Source organism: Brevibacterium sp. 2SA, from assembly GCF_005502845.1.
Classification (GTDB): Bacteria; Actinomycetota; Actinomycetes; order Actinomycetales; family Brevibacteriaceae; genus Brevibacterium.
Genome location: NZ_SCMW01000001.1, coordinates 220,989 through 244,626, shown reverse-complemented (window position 1 = coordinate 244,626; position 23,638 = coordinate 220,989). Strand labels below are relative to the sequence as shown.

Here is a 23,638-nt window from a genome sequence, read left to right as displayed (position 1 = left end):
CGACGCCCCTCGTGCTTTTCAGGAACGGAATCCGGTCCTCAGCGTCCGAAGAGCGCCCTCACCTGGCGGCCGCGGCGGGCCAGTCCCCAGCCGGCGACCTTCGTGAACGCCTCCGAGATGATCGAGGAGCTCATCTTCGACTCCCCGAGCTCGCGTTCGACGAAGACGATCGGAACCTCGAGCACCCGGAAGCCCGCGTCGATCGTGCGGTACGTCATGTCGATCTGGAAGCAGTAGCCCTGTGACTCGACCCCGGTCAGCTGGAGCGCCTCGAGGACCTCGCGGCGGTAGGCGCGGAAGCCCGCGGTGGCGTCCCGGACTCCGAGGCCCATCATCGCGTCGACGTAGAGGTTGGCGCCCCGGGAGAGGAGGAAGCGGGACCGGGGCCAGTCGACGATCGCGCCGCCGCGCACCCAGCGGGAGCCGATGACGAGATCGGCGGCACCGGCGAGTGCCGGAGCGATGAGCTGACCGAGGTCGAGGGGCCGATGCGACCCGTCGGCATCGAATTCGCAGATGATCTCGTAGTCGCGCTCGAGCGCCCACGTGAAGCCGGCGATGTAGGCCATGCCGAGACCGGCCTTCTCCGTGCGGTGGAGGACGTGGATGCGATCATCGACGGCCGCCTGCTCGTCGGCCCACTCCCCCGTCCCGTCGGGAGAGCCGTCGTCGACGACGAGAACGTCGACCTCGGGCTGATGCTCGAACAGCCCCGCGAGAGTGACGGGAAGGGCGAGACGTTCGTTGTACGTCGGGATGACTACCAGAATCTTCGAAACCACGGCGTCAACCCTACGCCCCTCGGGCCCCGAACAATGAGCCGACACCCCCGCCTTCGGACCACGCTGTGCTCACACGGGGAAACCGCGGCGCACAGTGAGTTATCTATTGACAGGAGTGTCGGCTCCATTCCACAACCGGTGGAACGTCAACGACGAATCTAATCGCTCGACCCGAGTCTGCAAAATGTCTGTGACCTGCGACTTTGATCAAATCCGCAGGTGAGAGCGAAGCCTGCGGGGGAAGAAAACTTCTCACTCCTCGGCGTGTCGGGTTGAAATCCGACTCAGCTCACGCGTGTCGGCAGGGCGACGTCGGGGGCGAGCTCGGGCAGCCCCGGAGTGCCGGAGGCCGGATCGGTGCTCCACGCCGCGACCCTGGGGTCGGCGACCTGGACGACGAGACGCTCGACCCGCCAGCGGACGTAGTCGGCTGCGGCACCGGGACGGAGCACTCCGCCCTCCGGATTGCCGGCGGCACGGTGGGCGAACCGGGTGGCGGCGTTGAAGGCGGCGCGGGCGCCGACCCCGTCGCTGCCGATGACCGCATCGCGCACGCTCGCCCACGGCGACTCGTCTGCGAGGACGAAGGAGACCTGCGCTCCGGCGGAGAGCAGCGCGGCCAGCGGCTGATCGCGGCTCGGGTCGAGGGTGAGCGCGACACCGCTGCGGCCGAGGTCGTCGACGAGGGCGGCGGGCACCGTGAAGTCGAGGAGCAGACGGTACCCCCACCGCTGCGCGTGGGCCGGATCCGCAGCGAATCGGGTGAGCACCGCGGAGAGCTCCTCGGGGTCGGCGACGACGAGGTAGAGGGAGGTCTCGGGCAGAGCGGTGAGCTCCGTGAGCGCCGCGGCGGGCAGCCACGCCCGGCTGTCACCGGCCGCGAGGTCCGGGTAGCCGATGACCGTCAGGCCCTCGGGCGGGGCGGCCGCGAAGCGCGCGAGCGCCGTCTCGTCCCCGAGCGCGTGGACGTAGGCGATGCCCGCGTCATGGAGGGTTGCCGGACTCGGCGCCGCCTCGTCGAGGAGGAGGCCGGCGTGGACGAACCCGGGAGTGAGGAAGTCACCGCCCAGGTCGACCGCCTCGGCGTCGAGGGCCAGTGCCGCCTCGTCCGAGCCGATGAAGTTCACGGTCCCGTCCGCGCTGCCGAGGGCAGTCGCGAAGGGATCGACGCTGCTGTAGACATCTCCGCCGTAGTACATGATCACAGCCGCCAGGCTACACCTGCCCTCGCGCGCCGCGCGCATCGGGCGTCGCGGTGTCAGCGCCGTCGGGTATCGTCGGGGACTGTGAAGCCATTGGTACTCGTCGACACGCCCGCGCTCTACTACCGCGCCTTCTATTCGGTGCCGGATTCGATCGTCAACGACGAGGGCCAGCCGGTCAACGCCGTCCGCGGCGTCGTCGACGCCATCGCCCAGATGATCCGCCGCTTCTCCTCGGCACGGGTGATCGCGACGATGGACGCCGACTGGCGTCCGGAGTTCCGCACCCGGATCATGCCCGAGTACAAGGCGGCCCGCATCAAGGACGCCGAGGCCGGCACCGAGATCCCTCCCGAACTCGACGCCCAGCTGCCGATCATGCGTCGGGTGCTCGCGGCCGCCGGCATTCCCATCGCCGAGGTGGAAGGGACCGAGGCCGACGACGTCATCGCCACGCTCGCCGCGGAGTCGACGACCCCGGTCGTCATCGTCTCCCCCGACCGTGACCTCCTCGCCCTCCTCGACGCCGAGCGCGACATCAGCGTGCTGCGCCCGCGCAAGGGCGGTGAGTGGGAGGCGATCGGCGCCGCCGACCTCCCCGAGCTCTACGGTGTCGCGACCGGCCTGCGCTATCGCGAGCTCGCCGCGCTGCGCGGTGACCCCTCCGACGGGCTGCCGGGCGCGCCGGGCATCGGGGAGAAGACCGCCGCCACCCTGCTGGCGAGCTTCGGTTCGCTGTCGGGCATCATCTCCGCCGCCAAGGCCGGGGTCAAGGACGGAGGACTGAGCCCCAAGCGCGCGACGACGATCGTCGACTCCGAGGAGACTCTGCTCAAGACCGTCGACGTGATGACGTGCCTGACCGACGTCGCCCACGGTCTCGATCTCACCGCGCTGCCCCACCCGGTCGATGCCGACGCCGTGACGGCGGCCGCGGCGGGACAGAACATCACCCGTTCGGTCGACAATCTGCTCGCGGCCCTGACCGAGGCCGCCCGCGACGGGGATGCCCTGCCGGCCACTCCTGCAACAGCGACCACGGCCGCGCCGGGGCCCGCCTCCCGTGCTGCCGCCGCGCCGCCGTGGCCGCAGGCCCGCCTCATCGGCTTCGACCTCGAGACGACGGGGGTCGAACCGGCGACCGCGCGCATCGTCACCGCCGCGCTCGTCGAGGACCCCGACCGCGTCGAGATGTGGCTGGCCGATCCCGGCATCGAGATCCCCGAGTCCGCCCGCGCCGTCCACGGCATCACCACGGAGTACGCGCAGGCCAACGGCTCCCCCGCCGTCGAGGTCGTCACCGCCCTGTGCGCCGCGTTCGCCGGCTTCCGCGATGAGGGCGCCGTCGTCGTCGGGCACAACATCGTCTATGACCTCAGCGTCCTCGACGCCGAGGTCCGGCGCCACCGCCCCGACCTCACCCTGAGCGAGCTGCTGCCGGCGATCGTCGACACCTTCGTCATCGACCGGCACGTCGACCGGTACCGAAAGGGCAAGCGCACCCTCACCGCGACCGCCGAGGCATGGCACGTCTCCCTCCTCGACGCCCACGACGCGGCCGCCGATGCGCGTGCCGCCCTGGACATCTCCCGAGCGATCGCTGACAGCTCGGCGGAAATCGCCGGGCTGACCGGACCGCAGATCATGGCCTCCCAACGGGACTGGAAGCGCGCACAGGCCGCGGATCTCCAGGCGTTCCTGCGTCGCAAGGGCAACGCCGAGGCGGTCGTCGACGGGTCCTGGCCGATCGCCGTCGAGGATAGAATCGACTCTCGACCACCGCAACAGACAGGACGATGACTTGGGACTTCTTTCCCGTTTGCTCAACCGCCCGGGCGCGCAGGCCGAGAAGGCCACCGGCTGGTTCGAGAAGGCCACCGCGGACATCGACGCCGCAGGCGCCGAATTCGCCGATCTCAGCGATGCCGAGCTCACCGAGGCCGCCGGTGAGGTCTTCGCCAGCGGCGGCGCCAAGGACACGCTCATCCGGTACGCCGCACTCGCCCGCGAAGCCGCCGAACGCACCCTCGGCGAACGCGCCTACGACACGCAGCTGACCGGTCTCGTCGGTCTCCTCCAGGGCCACATCGTCCAGATGGCCACCGGTGAGGGCAAGACCCTCGTCGGAGCTCTCGCCGCCGCCGGGTATGCGCTCCAGGGCCGCCGGGTCCACGTCGTCAGCGTCAACGACTACCTCGCGGTGCGCGACCGCACGTGGATGCAGCCGGTCTTCGACCTCCTCGGCGTGTCCTCCGCGGCGATCTCCGCCGCCCAGGACGATGCCGATCGCCGGGCTGCCTACCGTGCCGAGGTGCTCTACGCCTCGGTCACCGAGGTCGGCTTCGACGTGCTGCGCGACCGCTTCGTCCTCGACGATGACGACATCAGGGTCGCCGAGCGCGACGTCGTCATCGTCGACGAGGCCGACTCCGTCCTCATCGACGAGGCCAGGGTCCCCCTCGTCCTCGCCGGCTCCTCGACCATCGAGGACGGCAATGAGCGCATCGCCGCGCTCGTCGAGAACCTCACCCCGGGCGTCGACTACGAGATCAGCCCCGACCGCCGTGCGGTGTCCCTGACCGACGACGGCGTCACCCGCGTCGAGGACGAACTCGGGGTCGAACTCTACGGCGACGGCGCGGCCGACCTCGCCGCGGTCAACCTCGCCCTCTACGCCAAGGCGCTCGTCAAGCGCGACGTCGACTATCTCGTCGTCGACGGGGCGATCAAGCTCATCTCCGCCTCCCGCGGTCGAGTCGCCGAACTCCAGCGCTGGCCCGACGGCCTCCAGGCCGCCGTCGAGGCCAAGGAGAAGCTCGTGACCACCGAGAGCGGGGAGATCCTCGACCAGATGACGGTCGAAGAGCTCATCCACGGCTATGCCACCGTGTGCGGGATGACCGGAACGGCACTGGCCGTCGGCGACGACCTCCGCGAGTTCTACTCGCTCGAGATCGTGCCCGTCGACACGCATCTGCCTGTCATCCGCGATGACGAGCCCGACCGGCTCTACACGTATCAGGAGTCGAAGGAGCGGGCGATCGTCGAGGAGGTCGTCGAGAACCACACGAAGGGCCGCCCAGTGCTCATCGGCACCTCCTCGGTGGCCGAGAGCGAATCCCTGGCCGCCCGTCTCATCGACCGCGGCGTCGACGTCGCCGTCCTCAATGCCAAGGACGACTCGGCCGAAGCCGCGATCATCGGCGATGCCGGGCGCGCCGGCGCGGTGACCGTGTCGACCCAGATGGCCGGGCGCGGCACCGACATCCGCCTCGCCGATGACGAGGTCGCCGAGGCGGGCGGACTGCTCGTCATCGGCGCCGGGCGCTACCTCTCCTCCCGCCTCGACGATCAGCTGCGCGGTCGTGCCGGACGGCAGGGGGATCCGGGGTCATCGGTGTTCTTCACGAGCCTCGAGGACGAGCTCCTCACCCGCGTCCCGGAGATCCAGCGCTTCGTCACCGAGGGCGACGAGAACGGGTGGATCGAATCGAAGCGGGCCCTCACCCTCGTCGAGCACGCCCAGCGGGTCGCGGAGGGGCAGAACACGGCTCTGCACCGCGACACGTGGCGGTTCAACGAGCTCATGGCCAAGCAGCGCGAACTCGTCCTCGCCCGCCGCCGGGAGCTGCGCGATGGCAACGAGGCGATCGACGAGCTCAGGGAGCGCCTCGGGGACACGGTGACCGAGCTCGAGAAGGAGCATTCGACCGAACTCATCGACGAGAGCCTGCGCTCCGTGCTCCTCTTCCACCTCGACGCCCGGTGGGTCGACCATCTCGCGTTCCTCAACGATCTGCGGGAGGGCATCCACCTGCGCACCTTCGCGAAGGAGAAGCCGCACGAGGCGTTCAACACGGAGTCGATCCGCGTGTTCTCCTCGTTCTGGTCCGATGTCCTCGACGACTCGCAGGCCACGGTCGAGGAGGCGGAGTTCACCGACACCGGGATCGACCTCGCCTCCCACGGCCTCAAGCGTCCGTCGTCGACGTGGACCTATCTCACGACGGAGAACGCCTTCGGCTCCGACATCGAGAACATCGTCAAGCGCATCCGCCGCTGAGCCGCCGGCTCGGCAGGCGTCAGTTCAGCAAGCGTCGGCTCAACGCGTCGGCTCACGAGTCGTCGGCGACGACGCCGCGGCGCACCGCGTCGATGGTCCGGCGGATGCGCACCGCGGTCTCCGGGGTGACGACCTCGGTGAGCTGTCCGAGGAGGTCGAGGGTCTGCTTCGCCCAGCGGACGAAGTCGCCGGCGGCGATGTCCGTGCCCCGCAGGGACTCGGCGAGGTTCTTACCCTCCGTCCACCGGAACATCGGGGTGAACAGACCGCGGTCGGGCTCCGGCGTCGGGGTCAGGGCGTGCTGCTCCTCGAGCCGGTAGAGCTCCTTCCACAGGTCGATCGCCTCATCGCCTGCGACCTTGAGGTCGCGGCTGGGAGCGCGTTCGGCGTGGAAGCTCTCGCTGCGCCGGGCCTGGTAGACGAAGCTCGAGGCGAAGGCCGCGAGTTCGGGTTCCGTCAGCCGATCCCAGAGGCCGGCGCGCACCGTCAGCGCCACGAGGAGGTCGCGCTCCCCGTAGATGCGGCGCAGCATGTCCGAATGCTCCGGGTCGAACCCGAGCGTCGCCAGCACCTCCTGCACGCGTTCGAAGACGAGGGCGATCGAGGTCGTGCGTCCCTCGATGCGCTTGATGAGCGACGCGTTCTCTTTGTGCAGCTTCGCCGCGCGATTGGCCCACCGGGCGTGCATCTCGCGATCGGGGCAGTCATGGCAGGGATGGGACCGCAGCCGGGCCTGGAGTTCGGCGACCGTCGTGCTCACCCCGGTGCCCGTCGGGGTCGAGACCCAGTGGGCGTCACGGTCGACACGGCCGTCGGCGATCGCCTCGGCGAGGATGCCGAGCAGCACCCGGCGGTCCGCTGCCTGCCGGTGATTGAACTTCTTCGGCACCTTGATCCGACCCATCGAGGCGACCGGTTCGGTGACCTCGTGGGGACGCAGATGCCACACCTTGCCCTGTTCGGTGAGCACCGTCGGCAACCGCGAGACCCCGTCGCGGGAGCTCATCGGGGCGATGATCACCGCGGTGCCCTCGACGCGCTTCGTCGGCAGGGTGATGACATCGCCGACCTTGAGCGCGGTCAGCGATTCGACGATGTCGCGCTGCTTCGTCTTCGTCTTCGTCCGCGTCTCCTGCTTCTCCGTCTCGGAGATCTGCTGACGCAGCCGCGCGTACTCGCCGAAGTCGCCGCGGTCGCACTGCATCGACGTCTCGTACGCCGCGATCGTCGCTTCGTTCTTCCGGACCTTCCGGGCCAGACCGACGACGGCCTTGTCGGCCTGGAACTGGGCGAACGAGGTCTCGAGCACCTTCGCGGCGTCGGCGGGGCTCATCCGGGAGAGCAGGTTCGCCGTCATGTTGTACGTCGGACCGAAGGCCGAGCTCAGCGCGTAGGAGCGGTTCGAGGCGAGGCCGGCGACCTCGCTGATGTCCATCGTCGGATGCCAGACGACGACGGCGTGGCCGATCCGGTCGATGCCGCGGCGGCCGGCGCGGCCGGTCAGCTGCGTGTACTCACCGGGGGTGATCGACACGTGGGCTTCGCCGTTGAACTTCACGAGCTTCTCGAGGACGACGGTCCGGGCCGGCATGTTGATGCCCAGCGCCAGGGTCTCCGTGGCGAAGACGACCTTGATGACACCGGCCGAGAAGAGCTCTTCGACGAGTTCCTTGAACTGCGGGATCATCCCGGCGTGATGAGCGGCCACGCCGAGGAGGAGTCCCTCGCGGAACGAGTGGTACCCGAGGATCCCGAGGTCCTCGGCGGGCAGTTCGTCGCGCAGCCGTTCGAGCGCCGCGTTGACGATGACCTTGTCCTCACGCGTGTTGAGGTCGGCTCCCGTGGCGATGTACTGCTCGACGGCTTCGTCGCAGCCGTTGCGGGAGAAGATGAACATGATCGCCGGCAGCATCCCCGCCTCCGCGAGGGAGGCGACGATCTGCGTGCGGCTGGGCCGGCGGAAGCGGGCCTTCGCGCCGCGCTCCCGCTTCGACCGCGGTCCCCCGTACGTCCGGGTGGCATGGGAGAGCGCGGGATCGATGCGCTCGGAGTCGTGGTGGGTGAAGAGGTCGTACATGCGGTGCCCGACGAGCGCGTGGTTGACCAGCGGCACCGGACGGTGCGAGGTCGAGATCACCGTCGTCGGTCCCCGGACCTCGCGCAGCCACGCCCCGAACTCCTCGACGTTCGACACCGTCGCCGAGAGCGAGACGACCTGGACGCGTTCGGGCAGGTGGATGATGACCTCTTCCCACACGGGCCCGCGGAAGCGGTCAGCGAGGTAGTGGACCTCATCGAGGACGACGAAGCCGAGGTCGTCGAGGCCCTCGGGGTCGTTGTAGAGCATGTTGCGCAGCACCTCGGTCGTCATGACGATGATCGGCGCATCACGTCGGATCGAGGTGTCACCGGTGAGGAGGCCGACGTTCTCCGCCCCATGGACGGCGACGAGATCGGCGAACTTCTGATTGCTCAGGGCCTTGATCGGGGTCGTGTAGAAGACCCGCTTGCCCTCGTCCATCGCAAGGTCGACGGCGAATTCAGCGATGATCGTCTTGCCCGCCCCGGTGGGCGCGGTGACGAGGACGTCCTTGCCCTCCTGCAGCTCCGTGCAGGCCTCGAGCTGGAAGTCGTCGAGGGCGAAGTCGGTGCGGGCGATGAACCGTCCCAGCGGCGTCTGGTCGCGTTCGGCGCGGGCCCGGAACTCCGCATACGCGGCGGCCGGGCTCTGGGAGTCGTTCATCGCTGTCCCTTCTCATCGTCGTCGTCGAGTTCGTCCGGGTCGACCCAGACGCCCTGTGCGACGAGCTTGCGCTTGCGTCTGCGGTCGCCGAGCACGCAGATCCCCCACGCCAGGCAGAAGAGCGTGAGCATGGGGATGACGAGGAAGAACATCGACATCGCATCGGGGGTCGGGGTGGCGACGGCGGCGAAGACGAACGTGATCATGACAATGATGCGCCAGGACTTCCGGATCCGCGTCGCCGAGAGGATGCCGAGCATGTTGAGTCCGACCATGAGGACGGGCAGGACGAAGGCGAGGCCGAAGACGACGATGATCACCATGACGAAGTTGAGGTAGTCCTGCGCCGGGATGATGTTCGTCGCGCCCGAGGGCGTGAACGAGGTCAGGGCCTTGACGGCGTTCGGCAGCGCGAAGAACGCCATCGCGGCTCCCGCGAGGAAGAGCGGGACGGCGGCGCCGAGGAACCCGAACGAGTACCGCTTCTCCTTCTTCGTCAGGCCCGGGACGACGAACGCCCAGACCTGATAGAGCCAGATCGGGCACGAGATGAAGAGGCCGATGAAGAACGAGAGCTTGATCTTCATGTCGAACGGCGAGGCGACGCCCGCGAAGTTGACCTGCGCCACCCGACCGGTGGAGTCGTTGATCGTCCTCACCGGCTCCTGGAGGATGTCGAGGACCGGGTCGTAGAGGAACCAGCCGCCGATGGCACCGAGGAGGATCGCGACGGCCGCGATGACGAACCGGTTGCGCAGTTCGATGAGATGCCCCATGACGGGCATCTTCTTCTCAGGGTTCTTCTTCCGTGAGGACAGGCCGCTCCGTTCGCTGTGGGATTTCACTTCTCGCGAGACTGCGGATCCTGGTTCGGCTGCGCCGCGGACCGGTTCGGCGCGGCGTCAGGCGTGGTGCGCGGTGCCGACTGGTCGGACTCTCGGCCCAGCTGACCCGGCTCGGTGGTCTTCTCATCGGTGTCATCGCTGCGGAGGTCCTTGACCTCGGACTTGAAGATCTTCAGCGACTGGCCGAGGCTCCTGGCCAGCATCGGCAGCTTGGGAGCACCGAAGATGAGGATGATGACGATGACCACCACGGCGATGTGCATGGGGCTTAAGTTCATGAGAGCTCCTAGGCTTGTGACTGCTCCTGGCAATTCTACGCTGTGCGGCTGAGCCTTTCATCCGCGCGCGCCGATCAGCCGAGGCGCTCCCGGGCGGCGGCTACCGCGTCCGGCGCGTCGATGGCCGCGACGACGTCGGCATGGCCGAGGAGGAACCGGGCCAGCCAGTCGCGGGAGTGGACGGTGAGACGGATCTCGACGCTGCCGTCGCCGTCGACGCCGTACGTCCGCTCACGGACGTCGAGTTCGTCGGCGAGCCACGCCCCGGCCGCGGTCAGGGTCATCGTCACCTCGGTCGGCGCCTCGGGGGCGGCACCCTCATGCATCGGCGGATGGGCGGTCTCCGTCCAGGCCCGGATCCGGGAGAGGGCGAAGCGGCGCGGGCCCTGCGCGGAGTAGCACCACGCGTCGAGATACCAGTCGGCGCCGGGCACGAGGCGCGTCGGGGCGATGGTGCGCGTGGTCAGTTCGTCGCGTGACTCGACGTAGTAGTCGATCTCGACGGCCGCCTCGGCGGCGATGAACCCCTTGAGCGCGCTCATCAGCTCCTCGTCGGCGGGGACGGGGTCGACGTCGACGGGGGTGTGGAGGTTCTCGCCGGCCGCGACCCGCAGCTTCGCCGCCGCCGTGCGCACCGCCTCGGCGTCGAGGCCGGGCAGGGCGTCGATGAGCTCGAGGGCGAGGACGAGGAGGCCGGCCTCCTCGGCGCTCAGGCGCACGGGGACGGAGACCTCCTCGGCGTTGGAGATGTAGATCTTCCCGCCGTCCCACGTCGCGTCGATGAGGTCATCGGGCATGTGGCCGGGACGACCGGTGACGAAGAGGAGCTCGAGGTCGTCGATGAGGGTCGCGGCATCGATGCCGAAGTACGCCGCCGTCTCCTCGAGGTCGGCGCCGGGGTGGGCATCGAGGTAGGGCACGAGGCTGAGCAGCCGGGTGAGCCTCTCACGCGCTGAGGACACTGCGACCTCCCAAGCGGTCGAGGGAATCGGCGATCGTCTCCCGGCGCGCCTGCACCGCGCGCACGAGCTCGGCGGGCCCGCGGACCTCGACGGCGTCGCCGAAGCCGACGATCTCGGCCGCGAGCGTCTGGGCGTCGGAGTATTCGACGATGATGTCCTCGCCGTCGCGCCGCACCCGACGCCGGCGCAGCGGATCGGCCCGGTGGGCGGCCAGGCGCAGCCGCGCCTCGGTGACGACGGCCATCTCCGTGCTCGCCTGGAGGCTGACCGCGGGCGCGAAGTCGGCGGGGATCTCGTAGTCCCCGGGGTCGCGGCCGCCGAGTTTGGCCAGCTTCCCCTCGATCCGGGTGAGCCGGAACGTCCGTTCGGCCCCGCGGTCGAGGTCGAAGCCGATGAGGTAGACCCGGTCCCCGCGGCTGAGCAGGGCGTAGGGTTCGAGCCGCACCTTCCGCGGACTCTGCCCGGGCTTGTGGTACTTGAAGCTCACCGCTTCGCGGGCGTTGATGTGGTGGAGGGCGGTGGCGAAGTTGGCTTTGCCGAGTTTGCTCGCCGCTCCCGGGCCGATGCCGAGCCCCTGCCCGGCGGTGAGCTCGATGCCCAGCGCCCGCAGCTTCGTCAGCGCCTGAGCGCTCGATTCGCCGAGTTCGGTATCGGACCAGAAGCGTGCGGCCACGGCCACCGCCGCCGCCTCGGCGGGGGTGAGATCGACATCGCCCATCGCGTAGTCGTCGGTGGAGATCCGATACCCGGTCTCCCCGACATCGGAATACGCGTCGTGTTCGCCGCGGGTCGCGATCGTGATCCCCATGTGCCGCAGCAGCTCCTTGTCGCGGGAGAACTTGCGGTCGAAGGCGGCGTCGTCGAGGTCACCGTAGCCGTCGATGGCGCTCATCAGAGTCGTCCGAGACACCCAGCCGCGGGCCGCCCGCAGGGCGATGAGCAGGTTCATCAGCCGCTCGGTCTGCTGCCGCTGGCGGCTCGCGCGTTGTGTGTTCACAGCATCCACCGTAACCCACCGCCACAGGGTTCGGGCGATAGGGTTGGGACCATGATTCATTGGCGCACAGGCACCGTCGCAGGCATCCGCTCCTCCCGCCCCGGTCTCACCGAGGTCGACGCCGACCTCGACCGGCCCCTGCCGGGCACCGACGTGGAGCGGATCAGGGCGATCGCCTACACCGAGGCGACAGGCACCCCGCAGGTCGGCGACACGGTCCTGCTCAACGTCTCCGCGCTCGCGAAGCGGCTCGGCACCGGCGGCTTCGGTCTCATCGTGGCCCTGCCCGAGCGTCTGCCCGCGGACCCCGCCCCGGGCCCCGGCCATCTCGTCAAGGACCGCTACTCCCCTCTGCAGACGATGGTCCTCGGCGTCGACGATCAGGAGTCGGAGCATCACGGGATCCTCGCCGCGGCGGAGTCGATCGACGGCATGCCCGTCCTCGTCGCCGACCTCCACTCCGCGCTGCCTGCGATCGTCGCCGGCATCCGCGCCGTCGATCCGACGCTGCGCGTCGCCTACATCCTCACCGACGGCGCGGCGCTGCCGGCCGCGTTCTCCCAGGCCGTGGCCGGGCTCACCGCTGCGGGGTGGATCACCGGCAGCATCAGCACGGGTCAGTCGTGGGGTGCTGATTACGAGGCGGTGACGATCCACACCGGACTGCTCGCGGCCAAGCACGTCCTCGGCGCCGACATCGCCGTCGTCGCGCAGGGACCGGGCAACCTCGGCACGGGGACGAAGTACGGGTTCTCCGGTCTCGTCGTCGGCGAGCACCTCAATGCCGCCGCCCTCCTCGGCGGCATCCCCGTCGGAGTCCTGCGGATGTCGAACGCCGATGCCCGGGGCCGGCATTTCGGGATCTCCCACCACACACTCACCGCGCTCGCCGAGGTGGCCCGTCCGGGCGTGCGGGTGCCGGTGCCCGACTTCGCGACGCTGGCGGAGGCCGACCGCGCCGCCATGGATCCCGATCCGCAGGTCATCGCCGAGGCGGTCGCCGCGCAGCTGCCGCAGCTGCGCGGCCATGAACTCGTCGACGTCGACCTCACCGGGCTGTGGTCGGCCCTGCAGGACAGCCCCGTGGGCCTGTCGACGATGGGACGCAGACTGCCCGCCGATGCGGCAGCGTTCCTCGCTGCCGCCGCGGCGGGCAGGTATGCGGCGGGGCTCGTCTCCCCCGCCTGAGTCAGGGTCCGGTCAGCGGATGCCTTCGAGGTCGCAGACGAAGATCAGCGACTCGCCGGGCTTGATGACCCCACCGGCGCCCTGATCGCCGTAGGCGAGGTGCGCGGGGATCTGCAGGGTGCGGCGTCCGCCGACCTTCATCCCCTGGATGCCCTGGTCCCAGCCGGCGATGACCATGCCGGAACCGAGACGGAACTCGAGCGGGGTGCCGCGGTTGTACGAGGCATCGAACTCCTCGCCCGTCGAGTGGGCGACGCCGACGTAGTTGACGCTCACGGTGTCCCCGGGCTTCGCCTCGGGGCCGTCGCCGATGATGTCGTCGACGATGACGAGCTCCGTGGGAGCCTCGCCGCCGGGGAATTCGACTTCGGGCTTCTGCTTGGCCATGGTGTTCCTCCTTGGTGGTGGACTGCTGCGCCTGACCGGGCGGTCGAGCGCTCGTGCCGTCTCAGCCGTCGGCCGAGAGGATGTCGATGACGAAGATCAGCGTCGCGTTCTCCGGGATCTTCGGCGGGCTGCCGGCCGCGCCGTAGCCCTTGTCCGGGGGAATGACGAGGACGATCTGGCTGCCGACCTTCTGGCCGACGAGGCCTTCGTTCCAGCCGTCGATGACGTTGGCCTGTCCCACCGGTGAGACGGGGAACGGCTGGCTGCCCTCGGGCCAGTTCGAGTCGAACGGCTGTGACGTGTCGTCCCACAGCCATCCGCTGTACTTCACGGCGACCGTCTGGCCCTCCTTCACCTCGGGGCCGGTGCCCTCGATCGTCGTATACGTCTGGAGGTCGCTCGGCTTGTCGCCGGTGGGGGCGGTGATCTTCGGTTCGCCGTTGTCCTCCCACGTCACAGTCACGGGGTTGCCGGACTGGTCGGTCTTCTCGCCCTCGGCGCGGGTGAGCGGCTGCGAGGTCTTCTCGATGTCGATGACGTAGACGAGCGTCTGGCTCGGCTGTCCCTGCTGGGGGCTGCCGTTGAGGGTCATGAGCACTCGGGAGCCGACCTTCTTGCCCTCGATCGCGGTGTAGAGGTCTTCAGAGATCTGGGACTTGTCCATGGGGAACCCGGCGGGCGATCCCGAGTCGTAGCTCGACTCGATGACCTCACCGGTGACGCCGGAGACCAGCGTCATCTGCGCGGTGACCTGCTCGCCGGCAGCCACCGGATCGCCGTCGCCCTCGGTGAGCACCTTGGCCTCAGTCGATTCGACGACGAGGGGGGCGGTGAACTCCACCGTCGGCTTCTCGCCCGGCTTGCCGTCGACGGTGATGTCGTCGAGGCTCGTCGACTTCGCGTCCTGGGCGGGCACGGAGGCCGGAGCGCTCGCTCCGCTGTCGTCGGGCTCGGACGACCCGCAGGCCGAGAGCAGCAGCACGGCTGCCGCGATGGCGCTGAGCACTGTGGTGCGCACGTGGTTCCTTTCGTCGGAATGTTCCAGACGATCCTACAGGCCGGCGATGAGAGCTTCGGCCTGCGGATGCGTCGGAGAGAAGGGGTCCTTGAGCGCCACGGCGCGGCCCGATTCGTCGTTGAGGCGCAGATGGACCCAGTCGACGGTGTAGTCGCGGCGGGCGTCGTGGGCGGCGCGGATGAACTCTCCACGCACGGCCGCCCGCGTCGTCTGCGGCGGAGTCTCCTTCGCCACGTCCTGGTCCTGCCGGCTGACGAGGTTCGTCGCCAGGCCCGCCGCCTCGAGCTTGGGGAAGAGTCCGGTGGCCGGGGTGATGTCGTGGTAGGCGATGTCGAGGCGCTGGATCTGCGGGTCGCTCAGCCCGATGTCGCCGCGGGTCATCGCCCGGTCGATGAGCGTGCGCTTGATCACCCAGTCGATCTCGGTGTCGACGCCGGAGAAGTCCTGCGCGTCGACGGCGGTGAGCATCCGCGACCACAGGTCGATGACATAGGCGGCCAGCGTCTCGTCCCCGAGGCTGTGGTCGCCGGTCTCGACGAGGTGGGCTGCCCGGTCCCGGTAGTCGGTGAGCAGTCCCAGCGGTGTCGTCGTCGACCCGTCCGTGCGTTCGAGAACGGTCCTTCCCGTGAGGTCGCGGGCGATGACGCGGATGTCGCGGACGGGGTGGCGCAGCCCGTGGTCGGGGATGCGCGCCCCCTGTTCGATGAGGTCGAGCATGAGCACGGCGGAGCCGAGCTTGAGCGCCGAGGTAGCCGTCGACATCGAGGAGTCGCCGACGATGACGTGGAGTCGGCGGTACTTCTCCGCATCGGCGTGCGGTTCGTCGCGGGCGTTGATGATCGGCCGCGAGCGGGTCGTCGCCGAGGACAGGCCCTCCCACATGACGTCGGAGCGGGCGGAGAGGCCGAAGGTCATGTCCGTGCGCGAGACGTCCTCATCGGGGTGGAACGAGGAGGCGCGGGGAATGATCGCCCCGGCTCCGACGAGCAGCTGCCGGGTGACGAGGAAGGGCAGGAGCACGGTGGTCAGCCGGTTGAAGTCGAGGCCGCGGCGGATGAGGAAGTTCTCGTGCGAACCGTAGGAGTTGCCCGCCGCATCCGTATTGTTCTTCACCATGTGGATCCGCCCGGTCAGCCCGTCGGCGGCCAGCGCCTCCTGCGCCTGGTCGAGGAGGTCGATCATCAGCGCCTCACCCGCGCGATCCTGGGCGAGCAGGTCGGTGAGCGAATCGCATTCGGCGGTCGCGTACTCCGGGTGGGAGCCGACGTCGAGGTAGAGGCGGGAGCCGTTGGGGAGGAAGACGTTCGACGACCGTCCCCAGCTGACGACGGGCCGGAAGAGGTAGCGGGCGATCTCCTCGGGGCCGATCCGCCGCCGATCCTCCCCCGGGGTGTGGGCGAGCCCGTACTCGGTCTCGAGCCCGTAGATGCGGGCCATCAGTCCGACCGGAGCTCGGCCAGGGCGGCGTCGGAGAGCCGCCGGAAGGTGCGATGTCCGGGCACCTCGCGGTCGAGGACGGCGGCTTCGAGATCGTCGACGGGCAGCGGACCCGAACCGGCGGCGGTCAGCGCCTCGATGCCGAGGTCGACGACCTCGGTGAGCGGCTTCGCGCTCGTCACGATCCCCTTGAGCCGCGCGGTGATCGCATCGGCCTGGCCGCCGATGGCCACGTGCTCGGTCTCATCGATGACGGACCCGTCGTAGGTGATCCGGTAGAGCTGGTCGGTCGCGGCGGTGCGGCCGAGCTCGGCGACGACGAGTTCGACCTCGAAGGGCTTCGACTCGGTCGTGAACACCCCGGCCAGGGTCTGGGCGTACGCGTTCGTCAGCCCCCGGGCGGTGACGTCGCTGCGGTCGTAGGAGTAGCCGCGCAGGTCCGCGTAGCGAACCCCGGCCTGCCGCAGCGTCTCGAACTCGTTGTACTTGCCGACGGCGGCGAAGCCGATGCGGTCGTAGATCTCGGCGATCTTGTGCAGCGTCGGCGAGGGGTTCTCGGCGAGCAGGAGGATGCCCGAGTCGTAGCGGAGGACGACGACGGACCGGCCGCGGGCGATGCCCTTGCGCGCGAAGTCCGCCCGATCCTTCATCAGCTGTTCGGGTGAGACGTAGAACGGTGCCTGAGTCATGCCTGTGCCTTCCGCGTCCGCTCCGCGACCACCTCGGCGGCGGTGGCGAGCACCCGATCGGCGGGGATCTCCCTGACCCCGGTGCCGAGTTCGACGGTGAAGACCGTCGGCGCGAGCTTCCGCACGAAATCCGGTCCCCCGGTCGCCGAGTCGTCGTCGGAGGCGTCGAAGAGGGCTTCGACGGCGACGCTGAGCGCGGCATCGGGCGCGAGTCCGGGCTCCCAGAGCTTCTTCAGTGCACCCCGGGCGAACCCGGAGCCCGAGCCGATCGCGTGGAAGCGGTGCTCCTCGTACTTGCCACCGGTGATGTCGAAGCTGAAGATCTGCCCGTCCGGGCGGGAGTCGTCGACGCCGGCGAACATCGGCACGACGCTCAGCCCCTGCATCGCCAGTCCGAGGTTGCCGCGCAGCATCGCCGCGAGCCGGTTGGCCTTCCCGCCGAGGGAGAGCCGGGCGTCCTCGATCTTCTCGTAGTGCTCGAGCTCGAGCTGGAAGAGCCGGATGAGGTCGAGGGCGACACCGGCGGTGCCGGCGATGCCGATGACGGAGTAGTCGTCGGCGGGGCGCACCTTCTCCATCGCATGGGAGGCGATCATGTTCCCGATCGTCGCGCGCCGGTCACCGGCCATGAGGACGCCGGCGGCGGTGTGGAACGCGACGATCGTCGTCGCGTGCGGCAGCTGCTCGCTCATCGGCGAGCCCTGCGGCTGCGGCAGCGCGTCCGGGGCGAGATCCCGGATGAGGTCGATGAAGGAGTTGCTCGTCGAGCTGAGGAATGCAGGCGGGAACCCTGCCATCTCATTGGCCGCCCTTCTGCACGAAGTTGCGGACGAACTCTTCGGCGTTGGACTCGAGCACGCTGTCGATCTCGTCGAGGATCGAATCGACGTTCTCGGTGTTGATCTGGGCGGACACCACCTGCGGCGGATCGACCGGCGGCTCGTCCCCACCGGCCGAGTGGTCCTTGTTGATCTGTTCGTTCGAGCTCATCACAGCCTTCTCTCTTGCGTCTTGGCGCTCAGTCTAGTCACTCCCAGGGCCGTGAGCAGGCCGTCGACGTCGTCGACGTCGGCCAGTCGCTCGGCGAGGAGGGCGCGGGTTCCCTTGCGGGGTTCGCTCATCGGCAGGCGCACCAGCCCGGCGGTCCCGGCGTCGAAGACGAGGGAGTCCCAGCTCGCGGCGACGAGAGCGTCGGAGAACCGCGTCACCGCGAGTCCCCTGAGGTAGGCGCGAGTGCCCTCCGGCGGGGTGGTGACGGCGGCCTCGACCTCCTCCGGTGTCGTCAGGCGGGTGATCCGCCCGGCCCGCTCGAGCTTGTGGAAGAGGCCCTTCTCAGGGCGCACATCGTGGTACTGGACGTCGATGAGGGCGAGCTTGGGATGATCCCAGGACAGTCCCTCCCGCTGCCGGTAGCCGTCGAGGAGCACCCATTTGGCGACCCAGTCGATCGAATCGGCGAGCGTGGTGGGATCGGTCGCGAGACCGTCGAGGAAGCGGCGCCATTCGGCGAGCACCTCCTGCGTCTCCGGGTCGTCACCGGCCTGTTCCCGGCAGGCGCTCCAGTAGAGGTCCTGGATCTCCAGGGCGGTCAGGTGCGACCCGTCGGCCAGGGGCAGACGGGTGCTCAGCTCAAGATCATGGGAGACGTCCCAGAGCGCCTGGAGCGGGTCGGCGAGCTCGATCCGGGGAGCCAGACCCGCCTCGATGAGGCCGAGGACGAGGGCGGTCGAGCCGAACCGGACGAGGGTCGCAGGTTCGGCCAGGGTGGCGTCGCCGATGATGACGTGGAGGCGGCGGTACCGGTCGGGATCGGCATGCGGTTCGTCACGGGTGTTGACGATGGGCCGGCGCAGCGTCGTCTCGAGTCCGACCTGGGCTTCGAAGAAGTCCGCCCGCGAGGAGATCTGGAAGCCGGGGGTCTCCCCTTCGCGGCCGATCCCGACCCGCCCGGAGCCACAGAGGATCTGCCGGGTGACGAAGAACGGGATGAGCCCGGCGACGAGGTCGTCGAAGTCGACGGTGCGCTCGACGAGGTAGTTCTCATGGGTGCCGTAGGAGGCGCCCTTCGAATCGGTGTTGTTCTTGTAGAGGTTGACCGGGGCGTCGGTCGCGGCCAGGCGACGGACGGAGGCCAGGGCGACGAGGTCCCCGGCCCGGTCGTAGGTGACGAGGTCACGCGGGGTGAGCACCTCGGGTGAGGAGTACTCGGGATGGGCGTGGTCGACGTAGTAGCGGGCGCCGTTCTCGGTGACGACGTTGGCGAGGTACTCGGCTTCGACCGCCTCGGCGGGCAGGTGCGTGAGCTGGGAGACGTCGGCGTCGGCGACGTTCATGAGGAACCCGCGGGCATCGGCGAGCGGGGACTCGGTCTCGAAGTCCCAGAAGCTCTGGGACGACTTGAGACCGCGCGGCCCCGCATACGCGTCGACGACGCGCGCGGAGTCGCGCATCGGGTTCGCCCCGGGGTTGCCCGGCTGGCTCAGCCCGAACTCGGTCTCGGCTCCCATCACCCGGTGCACCGTGATCATGACCTGCTCCCTCCACCGTTAGACTCGCAGTCGTGGCTGCGAAGAAATCTCATCTCCCGATCGCCCTTGTCGTCGACCTCGTGCTCGTGATCCTCTTCACGATCATCGGTCATTACACCCACTCTAACGACCTCGACCCGCAGGGCATCGTCACGACCGCATGGCCGTTCGTCGCCGCCCTCGTCGTCGCGTGGGTGCTCGCCGCGGTGTGGGACCGACCGCTGTCCCCGCTCGCCTCGGGCACGGGGATCTGGGCCATCACCGTGCTCCTCGGACTCGTCATCCGCGGCCTCACGGGCGCCGGCGGCGATCCCGGGCAGGTTCCCGTGAGCTTCATGGTCGTCGCCACGACGCTCAACTTCATCACCCTCGTCGGCTGGCGGGTCATCGCCACCGCCGTCTCCGGCGGCGGCACGCACCGACGCTGATCCCGCGGCCCCGTCGGACCGGGACCGGCCACCGGTCTCAGAGCAGGTCGGGGTTCGGGGTCGCCTCGGCGATCTCCGACTCGAGCGTCGGGGCTCCGCGGGTCGTGTCGAGGTGCATCATCCGCAGATGGGTGACCCGCTCGCCCTTGCGCCCGGAGATCCGCGCCCACTCGTCGGGGTTCGTCGTGTTCGGCAGGTCCTCGTGCTCGCTGAACTCCTCGGCGATCGCCTCGGCGAAGTGCTCGGGGTGCAGACCCCGCTGCCCGGTCTCGAGCAGTGACTTGATCGCTCCCTTCTTCGCACGGTCGACGATGTTGTGGATCATCGCGCCCGAGGCGAAGTCGGAGAAGTGGAGGACCTCGCGGGAGCCGTCGGCGTAGGTGGCCTCGACGAACTCGTTCTCCGGCACGCTCGCGTACATCCGCTCGACGCAGTAGTCGATGAGGGCGCTGACCGTGGCCTCGGCTCCCCCGTGCTCGGCCACGAGGCTCTCCCGCAGCGGCAGCGCCGGGGTGAGGTACTTGCCGAAGATGTCGCGGGCGGCCTCGGCGTCGGGCCGTTCGATGCGGATCTTGACGTCGAGGCGACCGGGGCGCAGGATCGCGGGGTCGATGAGGTCCTCGCGGTTCGAAGCGCCGATGACGATGACGTTGTCGAGCTGCTCGACGCCGTCGATCTCCGTGAGCAGCTGCGGAACGATCGTCGTCTCGACGTCGGAGGACTTGCCGGTGCCGCGGGTGCGGAACAGCGATTCCATCTCGTCGAAGAAGACGACGACGGGGAACCCGGCCGAGGCCTTCTCACGGGCCCGGGCGAAGATCAGCCGCAGCTGCCGCTCCGTCTCTCCCACGTACTTGTCGAGGAGTTCGGGACCCTTGATGTTGAGGAAGTAGGTCCGGCGCGCCCGTTCCGAGCTGCGTTCGGCGAGCGAGTTCGCGACCGCCTTGGCGATGAGCGTCTTGCCGCAGCCGGGCGGACCGTAGAGGAGGATGCCCTTGGGCGGTTTGAGCCCGTGCTCGGTGTAGAGCTGCGGGTGTTCGAAGGGCAGCTCGACGGCGTCCTGGATCTGCCCGATCTGATCGGCGAGGCCGCCGATGTCCGAGTACGTGATGTCGGGGACCTCTTCGAGCAGGAGCGAGGACACCTCCGGCTTCTCGACGACCTCGAGGGCGAAATGGGTGCGGGTGTCGACGACGACGGCATCGCCGAGGCGGACGCCTGAGTCGAGGACCTCCTGTGTGAGGACGTAGACCTGCTCGTCATCGCCGGGAGCGCCGACGAGGATGCGGGTGTCGTCGATGAACTCGCGGACGGTGACGACGCTGCCGACCGAGCCGAAGTCGCCGGTGCCGATGATGACGAGACCTTCGGACAGGAGCACCTCGGTGCCGGGCCGCAGCGTCGCCGTCTCGACCTCGGGACCGACCGCCACCCGCATCCGCCGTCCGCCGACGATGACATCGGCGGACAGACCCTCGGCGTCGACGGCGATGAGAGTGCCCCAGCTGTTCGGGGGTTCGGTCAGCCGCCGGGCCTCCTCCTTGATCCGCCCGAGCTCCTCCCGGGCGGTGCGCAGCGTCGTCGACAGCGCCTCGTTCCGCTTGCCGGCGGTGAACAGCTGCTGGCGCAGGGAAGCGGTGTCCTCCCGCAGCTTCTTCACCTCGCTCGTCGGTGTCTCTGTCATCGGCTGTCCTCCTTCTACTCTGGTTCCGTGGCCGCTGCCGGTTCCGTGGCCGCTGCGGCCGGTTGGGCGGGGTCGGTCTGGTCTGCGACCGGCTGTGCCGAGTCGGTCTGGTCTGCGAACGGCTGGTCTGGCGCGGGCTGTGGCTGGTCCGTGCCGGGGGTCTCGAGCCGTCTGCCGGCCTCGCGCATCACGCGACGCAGCTTCTTGCCGGTCGCCACCCGGGTGCCGATCGCCGTCTCCGTCACCTCTCCCCCGGTCCACGCCTCGACGTCGGCGCTCGATGCCGGCGCGCCCTGGGGGCGCTTCTTCTTCTCCAGGGGAACCTCCCCCGGTGCCATTCTGCGGGCGATGACGAGGAAGCCGGTGTGGGCGATCATCCTGTGGTCGGGGCGGACGGCGAGTCCGTCGACGTGCCAGCCGCGGACCATCGACTCCATCGCGTTCGGCTCGCTGAAGCACCCGGTCTCCCGGACCGCCTCGACGAAGCGCGAGAGCTGCGGGACGGTCGCGACATAGGCGATGACGACTCCCCCGGGAGCCAGCGCCTGCGTCACGGCGGCGAGCACGTTCCACGGGGTGAGCATGTCGAGGACGACGCGGTCGACCGTGCCGGGAGCGAACTCGGCAGGCAGGGTCTCGGCGAGGTCGCCGACCGTGACCGCCCAGTTGTCGGGGGCGCCGTCGAAGAAGTCGGCGATGTTGCCGGCGGCGATGTGGGCGAACTCCTCCCGCAGCTCGAACGAGTGGAGGCGGCCCTGCGGTCCGACGGCGCGCAGCAGGGCGATCGACAGGGCGCCTGACCCGACGCCCGCCTCGACGACGGTGGCTCCGGGGAACACATCGCCGAGGGTGACGATGAGGCCCGAATCCTTGGGGTAGACGACGGCGGCCCCGCGCGGCATCGAGAGCACGAAGTCCTCGTAGAGGGGGCGGAAGACCTGGAAGTCCACACCCCCGGAGTTCGTCACGACGATGCCCTCGGGTCGGCCGATGATGTCGTCGTGGCTGATGAGTCCCTTGTGGGTGTGGAACACCTCTCCGGAGGCGAGCACGATCGTGTGCATCCGGCCCTTGGGATCGGTGAGTTGGATCTTCTCCCCCGCGCGCAGTGCGGTGTCGGGTCGGTGAGGCTCAGTCATGATGCTTCTACTCTACGCTGGTGAGGTGTGCCTTACGCACACCGGTTCAGGCCGCGAGAAGCTCGTCGAAGAACTCCTGCAGATCGATGACGCCGACGAGCGTGTTGCCGTCCATGACCAGGCAGAACTGCGCCTTGGGGCGGTGGGTCAGCGACTCGAGCAGGTGCGGTGCCGTGATGTCCTTGGGCACCCCGATCCAGCCGGCAAGGGGCCTGGCCACTTCGCCGACGGGGATGTGGGTCATCGATTCGGCAAGGCGGCCGGCCGCGGCGTGGCGGTCGACGAGACCGTAGGGCAGTCCCTTCTGGTCGAGGACGACGATGAGCGTGCGCTCCTTGGCGTGGCCGAGGGTGTTCGCATAGTCGAGGGTGTCGGCGAGATCGGCGTCCCAGGTCGCGGCGATCGCCGGCTGGATGACCTGCCGCAGGTCGTAGGTCTCCATCTTCCGGGCCCGCTTCGCATGGGTCGCGGCATCCCCGGCGGAGAACCACAGCATGATGGCGATGAGCGACATCCAGGCGACGTTGAGCGGATCGGGCCGCTGCCCGGCGAGCAGCGGGGTGATGACCGACCAGCCGATGAAGCCGATCGCGATGATCCGCCCCACCCAGCTCGCGACGATCGTGCCGAGGTACTGGGAGCCGGTGATCCGCCACATCAGCGCCTGCAGCGCCCATCCGCCGTCGAGCGGGATGCCCGGCAGAAGGTTGATCGCGCCGAGGGCGACGTTGGCGAAGGTGATCGCGATGAGGAGCAGCCACGGCACCGAGTACGGGGTGACCGCGCTCAGGCACCACCACCCGAGGAGGGCGAGGACGATGTTGACGATGGGCCCGACGATGGAGATGACGAAGCTCGTCATCGCCGCCTTGTCGCGCGGATTGTCCACCTGCGGTTCGAAGCGGGTGAAGCCGCCCCAGATGTTGAGCTCGATCGCCGCGACCTTCTGCCCGTAGAACTGTCCGGCGACGCCGTGGGCGAGTTCGTGGAGGAACACCGAGGCGAAGAGGAGGACGGCGTAGGCGAACGCCACCGCCCACGACCACAGACCGAGGTCGGGGCGCACGGTGTGCACCCAGGGGGCGAAGAGGATCGTGATGACGATCGCGGCGAGGAACCACGACCACGCGAGGATGACGGGGGCGCCGAGAACGGTCCCCAGGCGCACGCCGGATGAGGCGCCGGTCTGGTGGTTCTTCGCGGCCATGAAAAGGACATCCTCTTGCACGTCGGGGTCGGGATTCTCAGCCTAACAGCGGCAGAGGCCT

General features: G+C 69.2%; 21 protein-coding genes. 4 read left to right on the top strand and 17 right to left on the bottom strand.

The features are described 5' to 3' along the window. Window positions 1-38: 38 nt before the first annotated feature. Together FFS20_RS01120 and FFS20_RS01115 are read right to left on the bottom strand one after the other, a co-directional pair. Entirely contained in the window at window positions 39-782 is a 744-nt protein-coding gene (locus FFS20_RS01120) for a polyprenol monophosphomannose synthase (protein WP_137824082.1), read from the bottom strand. A 284-nt stretch (window positions 783-1,066) separates the two neighbouring features. Further along, on the bottom strand, window positions 1,067-1,981 hold the full coding sequence (locus FFS20_RS01115; RefSeq protein ID WP_137824126.1) for a metal-dependent hydrolase: 915 nt from the start codon (window positions 1,979-1,981) through the stop codon (window positions 1,067-1,069). Window positions 1,982-2,068: 87 nt separating this feature from the next. On the opposite strand from FFS20_RS01115, the gene FFS20_RS01110 reads away from it, so the two are divergent. Continuing rightward, entirely contained in the window at window positions 2,069-3,784 is a 1,716-nt protein-coding gene (locus tag FFS20_RS01110) for a 5'-3' exonuclease H3TH domain-containing protein (protein ID WP_249356359.1), read from the top strand. Window position 3,785: 1 nt separating this feature from the next. Continuing rightward, window positions 3,786-6,047, top strand: a complete 2,262-nt coding sequence (secA2, locus tag FFS20_RS01105) for an accessory Sec system translocase SecA2 (protein ID WP_137824081.1) — start codon at window positions 3,786-3,788, stop codon at window positions 6,045-6,047. Window positions 6,048-6,099: 52 nt separating this feature from the next. On the opposite strand, the gene FFS20_RS01100 is transcribed toward secA2, so the two are convergent. From FFS20_RS01100 to FFS20_RS01080, 5 genes are all read right to left on the bottom strand, one after another. Then, entirely contained in the window at window positions 6,100-8,790 is a 2,691-nt protein-coding gene (locus FFS20_RS01100) for a DEAD/DEAH box helicase (RefSeq protein ID WP_137824080.1), read from the bottom strand. Continuing rightward, window positions 8,787-9,575: a twin-arginine translocase subunit TatC gene (gene tatC, locus FFS20_RS01095; RefSeq protein WP_171006939.1), complete on the bottom strand. Its 789-nt coding sequence runs from the start codon at window positions 9,573-9,575 to the stop codon at window positions 8,787-8,789. Before tatC ends, FFS20_RS01100 begins: the two co-directional genes overlap by 4 nt. A gap of 56 nt (window positions 9,576-9,631) precedes the next feature. Beyond that, entirely contained in the window at window positions 9,632-9,913 is a 282-nt protein-coding gene (tatA, locus tag FFS20_RS01090; protein ID WP_249356356.1) for a Sec-independent protein translocase subunit TatA, read from the bottom strand. 74 nt (window positions 9,914-9,987) lie between these two features. Next, entirely contained in the window at window positions 9,988-10,875 is an 888-nt protein-coding gene (locus FFS20_RS01085; RefSeq protein WP_137824079.1) for a WYL domain-containing protein, read from the bottom strand. After that, window positions 10,859-11,872 carry a WYL domain-containing protein gene (locus FFS20_RS01080; RefSeq protein WP_249356353.1) on the bottom strand — a complete coding sequence of 338 codons (1,014 nt, stop codon included), beginning with the start codon at window positions 11,870-11,872 and terminating at the stop codon, window positions 10,859-10,861. Before FFS20_RS01080 ends, FFS20_RS01085 begins: the two co-directional genes overlap by 17 nt. 51 nt (window positions 11,873-11,923) lie before the next feature. Here FFS20_RS01080 and FFS20_RS01075 point away from each other — a divergent pair, with 51 nt between their 5' ends. Next, window positions 11,924-13,060: a DUF3866 family protein gene (locus tag FFS20_RS01075; RefSeq protein WP_137824078.1), complete on the top strand. Its 1,137-nt coding sequence runs from the start codon at window positions 11,924-11,926 to the stop codon at window positions 13,058-13,060. A gap of 12 nt (window positions 13,061-13,072) precedes the next feature. Here the strand turns inward: FFS20_RS01075 and FFS20_RS01070 are convergent, their stop codons facing one another. The 7 genes from FFS20_RS01070 to dop form a co-directional block, all read right to left on the bottom strand. Continuing rightward, complete coding sequence (locus FFS20_RS01070; protein WP_137824077.1) at window positions 13,073-13,447, bottom strand: FKBP-type peptidyl-prolyl cis-trans isomerase; 375 nt, start codon at window positions 13,445-13,447, stop codon at window positions 13,073-13,075. A gap of 61 nt (window positions 13,448-13,508) precedes the next feature. Next, on the bottom strand, window positions 13,509-14,465 hold the full coding sequence (locus FFS20_RS01065) for an FKBP-type peptidyl-prolyl cis-trans isomerase (RefSeq protein WP_249356351.1): 957 nt from the start codon (window positions 14,463-14,465) through the stop codon (window positions 13,509-13,511). A gap of 33 nt (window positions 14,466-14,498) precedes the next feature. Further along, window positions 14,499-15,902 (bottom strand): Pup--protein ligase, encoded by a 1,404-nt coding sequence (pafA, locus tag FFS20_RS01060; protein WP_137824076.1) that lies wholly within the window; start codon window positions 15,900-15,902, stop codon window positions 14,499-14,501. Continuing rightward, window positions 15,902-16,591: a proteasome subunit alpha gene (prcA, locus tag FFS20_RS01055; protein ID WP_137824075.1), complete on the bottom strand. Its 690-nt coding sequence runs from the start codon at window positions 16,589-16,591 to the stop codon at window positions 15,902-15,904. The genes pafA and prcA overlap by 1 nt, the downstream gene beginning before the upstream one ends. Beyond that, window positions 16,588-17,388: a proteasome subunit beta gene (gene prcB / locus FFS20_RS01050; RefSeq protein ID WP_137824074.1), complete on the bottom strand. Its 801-nt coding sequence runs from the start codon at window positions 17,386-17,388 to the stop codon at window positions 16,588-16,590. The genes prcA and prcB overlap by 4 nt, the downstream gene beginning before the upstream one ends. A 1-nt stretch (window position 17,389) precedes the next feature. Beyond that, window positions 17,390-17,581, bottom strand: coding sequence for a ubiquitin-like protein Pup (locus tag FFS20_RS01045; protein ID WP_137824073.1), 192 nt, complete (start codon window positions 17,579-17,581; stop codon window positions 17,390-17,392). After that, entirely contained in the window at window positions 17,581-19,119 is a 1,539-nt protein-coding gene (gene dop, locus FFS20_RS01040) for a depupylase/deamidase Dop (protein ID WP_137824072.1), read from the bottom strand. Before dop ends, FFS20_RS01045 begins: the two co-directional genes overlap by 1 nt. A 32-nt stretch (window positions 19,120-19,151) precedes the next feature. On the opposite strand from dop, the gene FFS20_RS01035 reads away from it, so the two are divergent. Then, complete coding sequence (locus FFS20_RS01035; RefSeq protein WP_137824071.1) at window positions 19,152-19,547, top strand: DUF3054 domain-containing protein; 396 nt, start codon at window positions 19,152-19,154, stop codon at window positions 19,545-19,547. A 37-nt stretch (window positions 19,548-19,584) separates the two neighbouring features. On the opposite strand, the gene arc is transcribed toward FFS20_RS01035, so the two are convergent. From arc to FFS20_RS01020, 3 genes are read right to left on the bottom strand one after another with little or no spacing between them, the layout of a single operon-like run. After that, on the bottom strand, window positions 19,585-21,231 hold the full coding sequence (gene arc, locus FFS20_RS01030) for a proteasome ATPase (RefSeq protein WP_137824070.1): 1,647 nt from the start codon (window positions 21,229-21,231) through the stop codon (window positions 19,585-19,587). A gap of 14 nt (window positions 21,232-21,245) precedes the next feature. Then, entirely contained in the window at window positions 21,246-22,370 is a 1,125-nt protein-coding gene (locus tag FFS20_RS01025; RefSeq protein ID WP_137824069.1) for a tRNA (adenine-N1)-methyltransferase, read from the bottom strand. Window positions 22,371-22,416: 46 nt separating this feature from the next. After that, window positions 22,417-23,577, bottom strand: coding sequence for a site-2 protease family protein (locus FFS20_RS01020; protein ID WP_137824068.1), 1,161 nt, complete (start codon window positions 23,575-23,577; stop codon window positions 22,417-22,419). Between the last annotated feature and the right edge of the window lie 61 nt (window positions 23,578-23,638).